Here is a 14,737-nt window from a genome sequence, read left to right as displayed (position 1 = left end):
GCTGCCTCAAATGCGATTCCCCTGAGGTGCGCCCAGGGCTGCGAATCGAGGTTAAGGGGGTTTGTGATCGAGGGCAGCGTTGAGGTAGTCGGGGTTCCATCCGGCGATCTTGCGGCGCAGCTTGAGGCTGGTGGGCTTCGGGGTGCTGCCGGGTTTGGGGCGCCGCTTGAGCGGTGAGCGCTCGCCCGCTGGCGGCTCAGGCGCGCCGCGCACCAGGTTGATCGCGAAGTGGCGCACCACCGCCATGTTGTGCGCCCCGTGCCCCTTGCGCAGGCGGGACTGATCCTCGGCAAACACCACGTCGAGCACCCAGTGCAGGCTGTTCTCGATCGCCCAGTGCCCGCGCACCGCTTCGGCCGCGCGCCGCGGTGAGCGGGGCGGAGGAGACGTAGTAGCGCGTCTCGCCCCGGCAGCGCTCTTTCGTCTCGACGCGGGAGACCACGCGCACCAGGCAGGCCACGTCCGGCAGGCGGGCCTCGCCGGGAAAGCGGCGCGGTCCTTCGAGCCAGTCGACCTCGCGCGCCACGCTGACGCTGCGCTGCTCAAGGCGGCCATGGCCCTTGTCGTGCTCCGTCACGGTCTCGAAGCCGTCGGGAGCCGCCTCGGCAAACAGGCTCTCGACCTCGGCCCGCAGGGTCGGCTGGTTGGCCTTGAGCGCCAGCAGGTAGTCGGCCCCCGCCGCCCGGATCGTTGCGGCGATGGCCGGGTGGGTGGCCACCGCATCGATGGTCACGAGGGCGCCCTTCGGCCCGTCCTTCTCGGCCAGCCGCTCGACCAAAGCCGGGATGGCGGTGGTCTCGGAAGCCTTGTCGGGCACCGCCTCCTGGCCGAGCACGAGGCGGCCCGTGGTGGCAAACGCCGAGACCAGATGCAGCGGCGCACGACCCGCTGCCCGGTCATGGCTACGCCGCGAGGTCTTGCCGTCGATGGCGATCAGTTCGGGCCGCTCCGGCCAGGTCTCGCGCACCCAGTCGGTGAAGGCGGCCGAGAACAGGGCTAGATTGATCCGGTTCATCAGGATCGTCAGCCAGCGCCCGCCGGGGACGCCGTTGTGGTATGGCAGGAAGCGGCGCAGAAAGGGGGAGGTGGATCTGTCCCCACGCGGCGATCAGGTCGTAGTCGTCGCAGTCGCAGATCATGCCGCACACGACCAGCAGCAGCACTTCGGGCAGCGGGTGGGCCACCCGCCAGGGCTCGCGCGGATCCTCGATCTCGCCCAGGTGCCGCAGCAGGGCGGCCACGCGCGACTTCGGCAGGCTCTCCAGGATCGTCGGTCTCATCAGCGGGGCTCCTTGTCCCCGCGGACTGAGTCAGCCTTCCAGCAAAACGTAAACCGCCGTTAACCCGAGTTCGCAGCCCTGGCAGCGCACCGCGAGCCGTTGATGCTGGATGACGAGCAGTGCTACCTCCGGCAGCTCGATCTGCTCGGACAGGCTGACGATCTCGGCGGGCAGATTTGCCGGCAGGGCGCCGCAGCAGCAGGGCAGTGACCCGAGCGGTGAGCGACAACCTCGGCGGGATCGGGGCTGAACCTACGCTCTTCCACCGCAGGTCGCCGGACCGGCGGCCGCTCCAACTCCACTCCGAAAGTCCACCCCATTGACGGGCACGACCCCTGCCCGTGGTGTGGTTCACATCGGCATCAAATCGGCATCTCACCAAGCTCGGGACGTTACAACGCAGCCCGGAGCAGGTTGCCTATCGCTTCAAGGGTCCGCTAGTTGATATACCTACGATGACGGTAGTAAGTTGAGAGGGGTCTGGCATATGTCGGTGCGTCAATGGGTGCTCGATAAGCTTTGGCACGGTAACGATCCCGTCGCGGCTTTTCCTCGGCACATCTACGGTGTCGATCACCAGGGCTGGAACAGCGATCATGGCTATCTTGCGGAAGCCATTGATGTGGTGCGGCCTCGCATCGTTGTCGAAGTCGGCGTATGGAAGGGTGGGTCGGTCGCCACGATGGCCGCTCGGTTGAAGGCGCTTGCGCTCGATGGCGTTGTCATCGCCATCGACACTTGGCTGGGCGCTTCAGACCACTGGCTCAATCCGGGCTTCCACGCGGAGCTGCGCTTCCGCGACGGGTATCCGAGCCTGTACCACTGTTTCATGGCGAACATGATCGACAAAGGTCTTGAGGATTATATCGTCCCGCTGCCGCTGGACAGCGTCAATGCCCTCGTCGTTCTGAAGGAGCGCGGCATCGAGGTCGACGTCCTGCACATCGACGCTGGGCACGATTATCAATCCGTGAAGAATGACCTCAAGGCGTGGTGGCCGCTGCTGCGTCCCGGCGGCGTGCTAATCGGGGACGATTATCACCGGGACCGGCTGCACTGGCCGGAGGTGGCGGCGGCCATCGACGATTTCTTCGCCGAAACGCCCCATGAGAGCTTCCGGGCGGATTGGGGCAAGTGCTACGTGCGCAAGCTTGCCGGCACCCTGTCGTGAGCAGGCCGGCGGCCCATCGTGCCCTCGGTGCGCTCCTCGCCGGCTCGATCGTCTGGCCAATGCCGTGGGCCGCGCACGCGCAACAGCCCTCTGGGCTTCGGCTGAACCAGCTCAGCGTCTCGGGCGGCCGCATCCCGGATGCGGCTGGCGACAAGGTCGATCTCACCGCGGTTCAGCCGCCGGGCACTTTCTCGGCTCCCTTCGCCCTCTACTCGTTCTGCTCGGACGTCGGCTGCCTGCCGGGCGACCGCCATCGCGCCCAATTCCTGAACCGCTGGGTCTCGCGCTACGGCGCCGACCGGCTCGAATACGGCGCCGTGTTCGATGGCCGCATCGACACCGGCCGTGCCGATCCCTGGGCGCCGAACACGACCTACCACGCCGGCCAGCAGATCGACACCAATGGGCAGGGCGACGCCTCGGTCTTCGAGGCCGTGACGGCGGGCACCTCCGGGCCGACGATGGCCTCCCTGCCGCGCGGCACCGGCGGGAGCATTCCCGACGGCAGCGTGCGATGGCGGTACCTCGGCTACGCCGGCACCGACGCCAAGGCGGTGCTCGGCGTGTCCGGCACGGTCGGTCCGAAGGGCGGCAGGAGCTGGGGCATCGTCAACGACCTCATCTTGAAGCCCGGCGCCCAGCGCGGCTTCGCCGCCGCGATCGAGAGCGATTTCGGCAATGAGAGCGGCCCCTGCGACCTCGGACGCCATTCCTGTTATAACATTTTCCTTTACGGCCTCTCTTCGTTCACTTCGACTGCATTGATTGCGGCCGGGACACCAAATAGGGGACCCGGCAAGGACTACCATTTCGGGCTCTGGCTCAAGGGTGCCAACCTCATCCAGGACGTGTCGATCCTGGATGAAACCGACTCGGCGATCGGCCTGCGGTTCGCCAACGGGTCGCACGCGGTCGGCACGATCGTCGACGAGACCGTCAGTCCGGCCTCGGTCCACGTGCAGGGTAGCCACTCCACCGCGGCCTTCGTCGACACCTCGCGCAGCACGAATGCGCTCCTGGCGAAAGGGCAGTACGGCTACGCCATCCTCAACACCCAGGGCGCCGCCGGCCCCGGGGGCCGCTATGCCCTGACCGTGGAGGCGGGGCAGCTCGTCTGCTTCTCCGGGCAGGACGCTTGCCTCGGGTTCGACCCGCGTAGTGGAACGCTCGCCTACCGGGTCGGCGGGCAGACGGTGTTCAGCGTCGACAAAGCCGGGAACCTGCGGGTCAGGGGCAGGATCATTCAGGGCGAGGCACCCTGAAGCGTGCGGGCCGTCCGGCTCGCGTCACAGGAGGGCGTGGACCCGATCGATCCCGCGCCGAGCGAGGGCGAGGTGGTCCTCGCGGGCACAGCAGAGATAGTTCAGGGCGGCCCGGTTCGCGCCATGCTCCGCGAACCACGCGGTGACGTCGTTGGCCTCCACGGGCGGCGTCATCGTCAAGCTCTCATCGTCGATGCCCCACATCCGATAGCCGTGCGGCGCCAGGAGAGCGTGGCAGCGCTGCAGCAGCTCTCCCGTGGCGACCTCCAGGAACAGGGTCGGCCGCTCATGCAGGCAGCGCGGCATGCCGCGCAGGGCCGCCTCTTCCAGGCCTTCGACGTCGATCTTCATCAGGTTCGGCTCCGTGACATCGAACTGCGCCATGATCGCGTCGACCGGCGCGCAAGCGACGATCTCGGTGCGGCTCACCAGGGAGCCGCGATTCAGCGAGGCTCCCGTGTCGAGCAGGTCCGCCCCCATCGGCACGAAGAGCGGCAGCGTGCCGATCTCGGCAGCGACCGCATAGGGCGCCACGCGACTGCGGTCACAGCCGTTCCACACGGCGTTGGTATGGAGGCGGGCTCGGCTGGCCGAGTTCGGCTCGACCGTAACCACTTTCGCCTCGGGTGAGGCCTTCTGAGCGAGGAGTGTGTACAGGCCGGTGAACGCGCCGATGTCGGCGATCTGCCGGCATTCGCGGGCGACCGCAACCCAGGCTGCGACGCTGGCCGCCTCGTAGCTGTCGGGACCGAACGCGTTGTAGATCAAGGCGACGCCGTCATCGTTCGCCATGAGCATCGCGACCACGATATCGTCGACCTGAACGTGCACCCATCCGGCATAGGGGTACTGTCCCCAGAACGCGGCGCAGGCCGGGTCGTGGATGGAAACCGGGCGATAGCGGTACCCGGGCTTCCGCCAAGGCCGAGCCTCCAGCGCGCGCTCGTTCATGGCGACGAGTTCGCCCGCTCGCGTTCCGACAAGATCACTCATGCGCTGACCCTTTCCCATCCGGCTGGAAGTCAACCGATCTCGTCGTGTCCACGCAACTGGGGCGAGCGATCGGAGCCGGATCCGTCCGATTCGCGCCGATCCTGCGCCGAGACGCTCCGCGCTTGAGACCTCATGTCAACCGATCTCGGCGTGCTGGCTCCGCCTGCCAAGCGGAATCTTGTCCTCGCCTGCAATCCTTGGTATCTGCCTCGCTCACATCGCCCAACAATATTTTGCCTTGAATTCCGTGTTGACATCAATTCATCAGATTTGGCCCGGGCAGGTCGGAGAATTAACCAATGTTAAATTTCAGACTAGCGTGAACGACGTTATGAATGCTTCTGAAGATCGATCTTTGGACTGATTGGCCATGTGCGCCATGCATTCAAGAGTAGCAGAGGTCCGTATGGCTGTTAAATCTGGCAGTCACTTTAGCTCATTATTTGCTTTGAGTTCAGAGGATGTCAACGCTAAGATTGTTTCTTTCGATCTATTCGATACTTTGATCAAGCGAAAATATCTTGCCGTCAACGAGGTGCACGATACCGTCAGCGCCTATGTCTTGGCACGATTAGGCCGCTGCGGCTCACTCACGCCGGGACAGCTCACACTGACGCGCTACAACATCGGCAACTTCCTGAAGATGTCGCCGCATGCGGCCATGGAAGAGCCGAGCCTCGATGTCATCTGGTCTCATGCTCTGGCGTCGCTGCGGGGTCGTTCATCCGACGATGCTGCGATCATCGACGATGTCGTGTCGTTCGAATTTGATCTTGAGTCGCAGAATTTTGCCCTGGTTGCGGGAGCACACGACCTGCTCAAGCGGCTTCAAGCCGCCGGCAAGCGGTTGGTTGCCGTCTCCGACATGTATTTCGGCCGGGCACAGATCGAGGCAATCCTCGATCGGCTCGGGATCTTATCCTTCTTCGAAAAGGTCTACGTTTCCGTCGATGTCGGCCTCACCAAGCAGACGGGCCGGCTGTTCACCCATGTGTTGTCCGACCTCGGTGTCGCTCCCGGCGATGTACACCATCTCGGCGATAACCCGCACTCCGATGTCGCGATGGGACGCATGGTTGGCCTGCAGGTCACCCATATCGAGCAGCACGAGCATCTTCACATCGAACGGCCAGCCTACGGCCGCCGGCCTAACATTCATACGGAAATGTCGGATCTGATAAGGCTTTTCCTGTTTCAGGTGCTATTCAAGGCCCTGAATAACAAGACCGACCATATCTATTTCATGAGCCGGGACGGCATTCTCGTCCGAGAGTTTCTCGAGCGATGGGATTGTTCTCTGGTCCGCCGGTACTTCGACCGCTTCGCCAAGTCAGATCTGTTCTTGAGCCGGTCGATATCGTGCTGGCTCGCCCTGAACTTCCAAGGTGAGTGGCTGACGCAGGCGATAGGCTTCGCGTTCTGGCTCTGCCACGGCACAGCGACCCCGCCGCAGATCTCCGCGCTGCTCGGTATCGATGCCGTTCCGCCGGGACTCGACGACAAGGCCTACGAATCGTCGCGTGACACCGCCGTCGTGGTCGATGCCTACCGGGCGGCCGGCTTGGCCGAGCCGATTCGCGATGCGATTCTGACCAAACGTAGACTGGCGCAGGAGTATCTTGAGAGCGTCGGCCTCTTCGCAAGCCGTCACATCACCCTGTGTGACATCGGCTATTCGGGCACGGTCGCGCGCGATCTCAACAGCTTTTTTCTCCAAGAAAGTTTACGCCCGGAAGCGCTGACGCCACCGAAGGTCGAGCTCGATCTGATTTCGACCAACGGGAACTATGCCCGGAACGCCCCGTTGGCACAGCCCTACGTCCGATTCGGCGGCAAGGTCATTCTTCCGGTCGAGCGGCTGCCGGACGCTCTGACCGACAGCTTCGCGTGGCTCGAAATGTTCTTCAAACATCCGAGCTATGGTCCCCTGCGCGGCTATGTCAGGACCGACGGCAAGGTCGAGCCCGACTACGACGTCGGACCGCCCGAGCCTCGCCCTTATCCGGGCACGACGATTCTCGGCGTGTGCGCGTCCCGGCCGGAGGACATCGTCCTGCTCTGGATGGCGAGCCAGGAGTTCTGGGGCCAGTTCGTCGACCCGCTGATCGCGCGTTTCGCCGCGCCGGACCTGGATACGGTCAGGCAGATGCAGGCGGAGATCTACGAGGAGGACGCGGTCAGTGGCCGGAAGCGATCGGTGATCTTGGTCAGGCCGGATCTTTCGGCAACGGAGATCTACCAGCTTGCGAAGCGCAAGGATTACTGGATTCCGGGCTCCCTCGTCGCAAGCGCGAGTCAGCCGTCCCCGCACGAGGCCGCCGCCATACCGGCGAGGCCGTCTTCTCCGCTCCGGCGCAGGGCGACCCTGCGCTCGCTTGAGCGCCTGTTCAGGGTCAGGACGATCAGGAGCGCCATCCGCAACCGGATTCGGATCGGCCGTCGCGCCGTCGATCGGGAGGGATTGGATCCCGTCTTCTACCGGGCACATTACCCGGATCTCGCCGCGCTGGATGATGAAGCCCTGCGGCGGCACTACGCCGAGTTCGGGCGCAGCGAGGGCCGGTTCACGCGGCCGGAGGCGCTCATCGACGATCTCGAACGGGAGCACGGCCCGCTCCCAGCCGATTTCGACCCGCACACGTACCGGACGAACCACGTGGACCTGCCCTTCGCGCATGAGTGGCAGCTCAAGGCACATTATCTCGCCTTCGGTCGCCACGAGGGTCGGAGCTACCATCCGGGCTTCGGACTGATCGACGCCGAGTTCGAGGAACTGGTCCGCTCCGGCGAGGTCCGGCTGACAGCGCCGGAGAACGCAGCCTGGGAGCGCGGGGCATCCGCCCGGCAGCTGATCTTCCGCCGCTCGGGCCTCGATCCAGGCGCATGGCTCGGTCTCCTGCATGTCGGCGAGTTCCAGGCGCTCAATCATGCCTGGGCGGGCCGCCTGCGTTCGCGCGCGCACGCGATCGCGGCCTTCCTCGACCGTGGGGTGGCGCGACTCGCGCCGCTGTCGCTCGGCGCCCGGTTCGATCCTGCCTACTACCTGCGGCGCCATCCGGAACTGGCCGGGGCCGCGCCGGAGGAGGCTTTCCGGCACTGGCTGTGGCATGGGGCGGGGCACGGCGAGGCTGCGTGCGAGGACGATCGGCTGTTCCAGCTCGTGGGCGAGCGGGTCTACCCGACGGCCTTCCGGTGCGACCTTTTCGCTGAGCGCCAGCTTCCTTACGGTGAGGCAGGTGGGGAGACCGACCGCATCGATCTTCTCGCCCGCTTCTTCGCCAGCAGCTACACGGCATACGCCGATCTCGCCGAGGGACCTGGCGCACCGCGCCTGTGGGAGATTGTCGGCTGCCGGGCCCGCGACCAGGGGCGGCTCGACGAGGCGCGCCAAGCTTTCGAGAACGCCCTCGAGAGCGGCGGCGCGCCCGGCCGAATCTGGCATCAGCTCGGGGATATCGCGGCACGCCAGCACCGTCTCCACGACGCCCTCGCCTGCTACGAGCGCGGCGTGGCGGCACCCACTCCCGACCGCTGGTCCTTCATCAACGGAGCCCGCATCGCGGCTGATCTCGGCTACGTCCCGAAAGCACTCGACTTCGTCCGGGCGGGCTCGACGATCTGGGCCGGCAAGGAGCCATGGCGGCGCGTGCGCGACCACGTGTACGACAGCTGGTTCAGCCATGCCGTCCGGGCGGAACAGGCCGGCGAGGACACCCACGCGGCGCTCAAGGTGGCGGCTGAACTGATCCGCCTGATCGACGAGGAGATCCCCGCGAGGCTGCGGCTTGCCAAGCCGGACGGCCGCGTCGTGGTCCTCGGCGGCCGCGGGACGGAGGATGCCTCGGCCGAGACCTTGGCGCGCCTCGCGGCAGCGGTCGGAGCGGAACTCGGCCGAGACGCCGAGGTCTTCCCGGACAGCCGGATCGATGCCTTCATCGCGGCCCTGCCGGGCGCTTCGCTGGCGGTCTTCCATGAGACGTCGTCGCGTCCGCCGACGCTTCGTGCGGTGCGGACGGCGCGTGCGCTGTCCATCCCGACCGCCTACTGGGCAGGCGCTCTCGACCCCACCGAGCAGCCCGCGTTTCGGGACACGAGCGCTTCCCCCCAGCTTGCGAAGCTGCTGACGAGCCGCCTCTCCTGCCATTTCATGTCCCTGTGCGATCGGGGAGTGGCGACCCTGCCGGCAGCGGCCGCGCGCCTCGAGCGGGAGACGGTAGAGGGGAAGGCGGCGCTGGTCGGCCGGCTCGCCCAGGCGGTCCGGCGGACGCGGTCGAACCCCGACCTCCTGGCGCTGGTCGTGCGGATCCCGTCGCCGGGCGCGTCCGGCGAGGAGATGACGCGCACCTGGGTGGCGATCGAGGGCCTCCTGTCGAAACGTGAGACGGTGTCCGTCCTGATCGATCAGGCGGCCGTGCCGCCGCGAGACCTCGCGCGCTTCGGAGCCCGGCTCAGAACTGCCCACCTGCGGGCCACCGACGCGACGGCCGTCTGGTTGTTGCAGGAGATGAACGGCTACGTCGCGTTCGGTTCTGAGGCATCGCCGGAAGGAGATGAGCCGCTCCTCGGGCGCCTTGAGGCGGCGGCCTGGGGATTGCCCGTGCTGACCATCGGCGCGGACGCAACGAGCGATGGAGGGGCGAGTGCCGCGTGGCAGGAGGCCCTGCCCGCCTTGTTGCGCTTCGTTGACGAGCCGTCCCTGCGCGAGGACGTCGGGCAGGCGGTGCGGGCCCGGTTCGAGGCCCGCCTCCTCATGGCGCCTCGGGTGCCCGACATCCGCTTGCCCGAGCCCGACCGACGGCGCCCGCGCATCCTCTTCGCCAACGTGTTCTTCCCACCCCAGACGGTCGGCGGCGCGACGCGGGTGCTCAAGGACAACGTCGACTTCCTCCTCGACCATCACCCTGAGGCATTCGACCTCGCTGTCCTGACCTCCGACGACGAGAACGACAGGACCGGTGCGTCGCGGGTCGACGCCTATCGGGGCATCCCGGTAATGCGCATCGCGACGCCGCAAGAGATCGACATGGACTGGCGTCCGTACAATGCTGCCGTGTTCCGCCACACCCTGACCGTGCTGAAGACCTTCAAGCCCGACCTCGTGCACATCCACTGCTTGCAGAGGCTCTCGGTCGCCGTGGCCGAGGCGTGCCGAGCGACGGGCGTGCCATACATCGTGACGCTACACGACGCGTGGTGGCTGTCCGACTTCAGCTTCCTCATCGACGACGACGGCCGGCTCGCGATGCCTTCGCGCGACCTCCTCGCGCAGCCGCACTCGGCTCGCATCGCACTGACAGAAAGCCTGTCGCGTGGAGCGCAGCTTCGTCACGCACTCTCCGCGGCGTCAGCGCGGCTCTCGGTCTCCGCTCCCTTCGCCGCGCTCTACCGGGACTGCGGCTTCGACGTCGAGGTCGTGCCCAACGGCGTCTCACGCCTCAAGACCGCGGCGCGTGCCCCGGCCGGCCCGCGCGTCCGCTTGGCGCATCTCGGCGGCACGCAACACCACAAGGGCGCCTATCTGATCGAGGCCGCCCTGCGGCAGAACGAGTTCCGCAACCTGAGCTTCACGCTCGTCGACCTGTTCCGCGACGACGGCGACGTCTCGCACACGGTCTGGGGGACGACACCCGTCACCATCGTCGGCAAAATCCCCTCCGGACGGATCGAGGAGATGTACGCGCAGAGCGACGTGGTCCTCGCCCCTTCGATCTGGCCCGAAAGCTTCGGGCTTGTCTCGCGGGAGGCGTTGAGCGCCGGCTGCTGGGTGGTCGCGAGCAGCCTCGGTGCCATGGGCGAAGAGGTGGTCGAGGGCGAGAACGGCTTCGTCATCGATGTCACACGACCGGACGACCTCGTGCGCGTGCTCCGCCTGATCGACGCAGACCCGGAAACCTATCAGCGCAGCCCCCGGCGCCGGCCCGACCTGCGGACGGTGGACGACCAGTCGCGGGATCTCATCGCGCTCTATGGCAGGATGCTGGCGGGATGATCGGATGCGCGCGGCGTGCGAGAGGACCCTGCCTGCATCGGCGAGCGAGCGCGTGTTCGTTCCCGTGAGAGCGGAGGTGGATGTAGGCTGGTGCCGAGATCGGGCAATCGAGCTGGGCGTCACCGGTTGAGCGTACAGGAGAGTTGCATGTCCCAATCGGCCCTCGAGGAAATCGTCTCCCTGGTGAAGTCGCGCAGCGGCAACCCGGTCGCCTACGCGGGCACGATCGATTACAGCGCCTACGACGATTTCAGCATCCTGATCGCGGCCATCGAGTGCAAAGAATTCGGCTGGGAGACGGGAGGTCTAGAGGTCGCGGAGCAGATGTTCAAGCATCTCCTGTCCAAGAACCCCGACTACGCGGCTGCCTTTTACGAGTTGGCCGTGGTCCACCGCTATCAGCGGCGCTTGAGAGAGGCCCTGACCTGCGCCGTTCAGGCCTCATGCAAAGCGCCGGACAACGTTAGCTACGCTGTCTTCCTGGCCCACATGTTCTATGCGAACGGCTGTTGGGACGAAGGCAATGCGGCGCTCGACCGCATCGCGCCCACGAACCCCCACGACCGCGCCCAGATCGCGGCCATGCGGGGGTTCGGCGACTACCTGAAGGAGTTCCCGCGCGAGAGGGCGCGCTACATCACCGACGCGATCCGTCAGCGGCACTACTGGATGAGTGTCGAGGAGGTTGCGCAGGCCATCAAATCGGCCATCCGGAGCCAGCAAGGCTTCGCACTTGTTCGCCTCGGCGACGGCGAAGGCACCTTCGCGCGCGTCAACCCAGAGGACGAGCGGCGGTTCGCAGATCTCTACGGCTATTGCCGAAGATTCTGGGTGAAATTTCTTCTCGGAGAGAGTTTCGATCCGACTTGGACCGGGTACGAGGCCCTGACCGCTCATCTCATGCCCTTCGTCGAGCAGGCTGACATTCTGGGTGTCGCTTACTGGGATTGGCTCGATTACGAATATTCCATCGCGGCCGAACGCACCATTCCCTGCCTATTGAACATCAACCGGTACGTTCTAGAGAATATCAATTGCATCACGCTCTGCAATCAGGATGTGCATCTGCAGCTGCATAGAACCGGCATGCTAGCGGAGATCATGCGGGAGCTGCAGAGCGTCAGTGTTATATCCTGCCTCGAAGGGCTCGACGCAAGAGTAAAGGAGATGTTTGGAGTCAAAAATGTTGACATAATCCGAATTCCTAGTGAAAATCATGCGCCTCATCTTGCAAATATCGTCAACAGGAGTAGTGTTTCGCATTTTCCAAAGGTATTTTGGGAGGTAATGCATTCACTTGCGCGGCCTCACGATGGTAAAGTTTTCCTAATTGCGGCCGGCACCTTCGGAAAATACTATGCCTGTGTAATCAAAAAACATGGAGGTATTGCTCTTGATATGGGTTCTATCGTAGATGGGTGGATGAAATTGGCGAGTCGCCCATTCTATGCATCAGCCTTCGGTATCGAAGATACAAATAAATCTGGTGAAATGTCCGACAGCGATAAATGAAAGCCTGTCGCTGGAGCGGATGTGGCTCTGAATGCATTTTGGAGGATGGTTGTAACTCTGGCGCGGGCTCTGTTGTTCAGAGCTAAACTCGGATCGTAATTGCCCGCCGGGTGCGCACGAGCGCGGCGTGACCCACAACCGCGGCAGCGAGAGGGCGTTCGCCCCGCCTCTTGCCGGGAGGCGATTGGGCTGATTTCCTCGTGAGATGGGCCGCAGCGAGCTGGAACGCCTGAGCCGGGAGGAGCTGATCGAGCTGGTGCTGCGGCTGCAGCGCCCGGAGAAGACTTCGCGCACCTCTTCCAAGCCGCCTTACACCGACCGCAAGGAGCGGCGCGAGCAGGCCAAGCCCAGCGGCGCCAAGCCGGGTCACGATGGGCATAGCCGGACGCACAGCCCCGCCCCTGACGAAGTCGTCGCGCATCGCCCGGGTCAGTGCCCCTGCTGCGGCGGCGCCCTGGCGGCGGACCTGCCGGCCGAGATCGTCAGCGTGTGCGAGCGGATCGAGCTGCTCGCGGTGACGCCCGTCGTCACCCAGCATCCGCAGCTCGCGGTGCGTTGTTCGTCGCGTGGCAGCTGCGTCGGTGCCCTGGTGCCGGGGGAGGCGTGCGGCGCACCGGTCGGTCTGCGGCTGCACGCGGTGGCGACCTACCTGAAGACCTTCCTGGCTCTGTCCTACGCGCGGCTGCGGTCAGGGCGTCAGCATCGCGGGACTGTCAGGAATTCCGTGTAGGGGCGGCGGGTTGAACATCAGGCCGCCATGGCCCGGGTGAAGCGCTCGCCGAAGATCACGGCGAACTGTGCTTTGGACATGACCCACTCGCGCGGGCCCATCTTCCACGCCTTCTCGGAGCGGCTCAAGACCAGGTAGAGTAGCTTCAGCGCGGCCTCGTCGGTCGGGACGTGACCGCGGGCGCGCACGGCCCGGCGCAGCGTGGCGTTCAGAGCCTCGATGGCGTTCGTGGTGTAGAGGATCCGGCGCACCTGGCCGGGGAACGCGTAGAACGGGACGGCCTCGCTCAAGGCTCGTCGCCAGCTCTGGGCGATGGCCGGGTAGCGCCGGCCCCACTCGCCCATTTCGAAGGCGGACAGCGCCGCCTCGCCGGCGGCGGCATCGAGAGCTCGACAGATGTCCTTCAGCGCGGCCGCCACGAGCTTGCGGTCCTTGTAGAGGACGAAATCGAGGCTGTGGCGCAGCAGGTGGACGATGCAGGTTTGAACCAGTGCCTCGGGGAACACCGCCCGGATCGCGTCGGGGAAGCCCTTCCGGCCATCGACCACGGACAGCAGCACATCCTCGACGCCGCGGTTCCTCAGCGCGTTCATCACCCGCAACCAGAATTTGGCGCCCTCGTTCTGCTCCAGCCACAGGCCGAGGATCTCCTTGGATCCGTCGGCGCGCACGCCGAGCGCAATGTGGACGGCCTTTTTGCGGACCACGCCCTCGTCGCGCACCTTGATCCGCAGGGCGTCGAAGAACACGATCGGGTAGACCGGTTCCAGCGGCCGGGCCTGCCAGGCGGCGACCTCGTCGAGTACCGCGTTGGTCACCGCGCTGATCAGGTCGGGTGAGACGTCGATGCCGTACAGCTCGCGCAGGTGGGAGACGATCTCCCGGGTGCTCATGCCGCGGGCGTCCATCAACACGATCTTGTCGTCGAAGCCCGGAAAGCGGCGCTGATAGCGGGCGATCAGCTGCGGGTCGAAGGTCGCCTGCCGGTCGCGGGGGATCGCCAGCTCGATCCAGCCCGTCTCGGTCGTGACGGTCTTGCGACCGTAGCCATTGCGCGTGTTGCCGGTCTCCTCGCCCGCCAGATGATGGTCCATCTCGGCGTTGAGCACCCGCTCGGCCAGGGCCTTCTTCAGCTCGTGCAGAAGGCCATCGGCTTCAAAGGCCCTCTTCGGATCGGCGCCGGCCAGGAGTTGATCCAGGATTGCGTCAGGGATGCGGGGCGCTTTGCGTCGTGCCATCGGGAGCCTCCTTCGGGTCCACCATGGCCGCACCACACGAAATTCCTGACAGTCCCTGAGCCCATTGCCGCGATGTGGGCAATTGCGACCGAGGAACGCTTTGCGGGTATAGGGCAGCGGCGACACAGTCGACAGGCGGATTGTGATGCCCATTCGCTCAGCGGCTGGATAAACGCCCTGCTTCCACGCCGCGGGTAGATACCGATGATCAGTATCCCTCCGCTGAGAGCCGCCTTGCGAGGTGGATGATCAGCCGTCGAGAACAGAGCGTATGGACAGTCATCCGCACGGTGCGCGCCTCCGGCGTGCCACGCGGAGATCCTCCGGGTCGTGTCCCTGGAGGTGGTGTAGCTCGACGGGAGCGAGAGAGCCCGCCTGCGCGCCCATACCAGCGCTGAAGCAGGCGGGCTCTCTCGCGGGGTGGTCATCGGCGGTTGCCGGGTAGGGTCGGGTTGCGAGCACCAACCTCGAACCCGAGAGACCTCCGATGACCGACGAGATGATGAGCCTGCGCGGCCTGCTGGAGAAGAGCGCCGACGCGGACCTGCTGCGCGAGATGATC

6 protein-coding genes and 3 pseudogenes are annotated in these 14,737 nt (G+C 65.6%); 5 read left to right on the top strand and 4 right to left on the bottom strand.

The window, feature by feature from the left end:
• Window positions 1–51: 51 nt before the first annotated feature.
• Window positions 52–1,280, bottom strand: a pseudogene (locus tag MFF61_RS22515) (ISAs1 family transposase).
• 72 nt (window positions 1,281–1,352) lie between these two features.
• Window positions 1,353–1,522 (bottom strand): annotated as a pseudogene (locus MFF61_RS22510) (IS66 family transposase zinc-finger binding domain-containing protein); the annotation flags it as partial.
• Window positions 1,523–1,767: 245 nt separating this feature from the next.
• On the opposite strand from MFF61_RS22510, the gene MFF61_RS22505 reads away from it, so the two are divergent.
• Together MFF61_RS22505 and MFF61_RS22500 are read left to right on the top strand one after the other, a co-directional pair.
• Window positions 1,768–2,451 carry a class I SAM-dependent methyltransferase gene (locus MFF61_RS22505; RefSeq protein WP_238239041.1) on the top strand — a complete coding sequence of 228 codons (684 nt, stop codon included), beginning with the start codon at window positions 1,768–1,770 and terminating at the stop codon, window positions 2,449–2,451.
• 59 nt (window positions 2,452–2,510) lie between these two features.
• Complete coding sequence (locus MFF61_RS22500; RefSeq protein ID WP_238239039.1) at window positions 2,511–3,713, top strand: hypothetical protein; 1,203 nt, start codon at window positions 2,511–2,513, stop codon at window positions 3,711–3,713.
• A gap of 24 nt (window positions 3,714–3,737) precedes the next feature.
• Here the strand turns inward: MFF61_RS22500 and MFF61_RS22495 are convergent, their stop codons facing one another.
• Entirely contained in the window at window positions 3,738–4,664 is a 927-nt protein-coding gene (locus tag MFF61_RS22495; RefSeq protein ID WP_238239036.1) for an FkbM family methyltransferase, read from the bottom strand.
• 490 nt (window positions 4,665–5,154) lie between these two features.
• Between MFF61_RS22495 and MFF61_RS22490 the strand changes: the two genes are divergently transcribed.
• The 3 genes and pseudogenes from MFF61_RS22490 to MFF61_RS22480 all read left to right on the top strand — a co-directional run.
• On the top strand, window positions 5,155–10,695 hold the full coding sequence (locus MFF61_RS22490) for an HAD-IA family hydrolase (protein WP_238239034.1): 5,541 nt from the start codon (window positions 5,155–5,157) through the stop codon (window positions 10,693–10,695).
• Window positions 10,696–10,842: 147 nt separating this feature from the next.
• Window positions 10,843–12,207 (top strand): GT-D fold domain-containing protein, encoded by a 1,365-nt coding sequence (locus tag MFF61_RS22485; protein WP_238239032.1) that lies wholly within the window; start codon window positions 10,843–10,845, stop codon window positions 12,205–12,207.
• 205 nt (window positions 12,208–12,412) lie between these two features.
• A pseudogene (locus MFF61_RS22480) lies at window positions 12,413–12,898 on the top strand (IS66 family transposase zinc-finger binding domain-containing protein); the annotation flags it as partial.
• Window positions 12,899–12,954: 56 nt separating this feature from the next.
• Here MFF61_RS22480 and MFF61_RS22475 read toward each other — a convergent pair.
• Window positions 12,955–14,175, bottom strand: a complete 1,221-nt coding sequence (locus MFF61_RS22475) for an IS256 family transposase (protein ID WP_238239649.1) — start codon at window positions 14,173–14,175, stop codon at window positions 12,955–12,957.
• Between the last annotated feature and the right edge of the window lie 562 nt (window positions 14,176–14,737).

This window comes from Methylobacterium isbiliense (assembly GCF_022179325.1).
Taxonomy (GTDB): Bacteria; Pseudomonadota; Alphaproteobacteria; order Rhizobiales; family Beijerinckiaceae; genus Methylobacterium; species Methylobacterium isbiliense.
Note: the sequence above shows the minus strand (reverse complement) of the source record. Positions and strands in the feature narration are given on the sequence as shown.

Bases quoted from the DNA above. Each gene is read 5' to 3' on its own strand.
- MFF61_RS22505 (WP_238239041.1), top strand. From the start codon at position 1,768: ATGTCGGTGCGTCAATGGGTGCTCGATAAGCTTTGGCACGGTAACGAT.
- MFF61_RS22500 (WP_238239039.1), top strand. From the start codon at position 2,511: ATGCCGTGGGCCGCGCACGCGCAACAGCCCTCTGGGCTTCGGCTGAAC.
- MFF61_RS22495 (WP_238239036.1), bottom strand. From the start codon at position 4,664: ATGAACGAGCGCGCGCTGGAGGCTCGGCCTTGGCGGAAGCCCGGGTAC.
- MFF61_RS22485 (WP_238239032.1), top strand. From the start codon at position 10,843: ATGTCCCAATCGGCCCTCGAGGAAATCGTCTCCCTGGTGAAGTCGCGC.
- MFF61_RS22475 (WP_238239649.1), bottom strand. From the start codon at position 14,175: ATGGCACGACGCAAAGCGCCCCGCATCCCTGACGCAATCCTGGATCAA.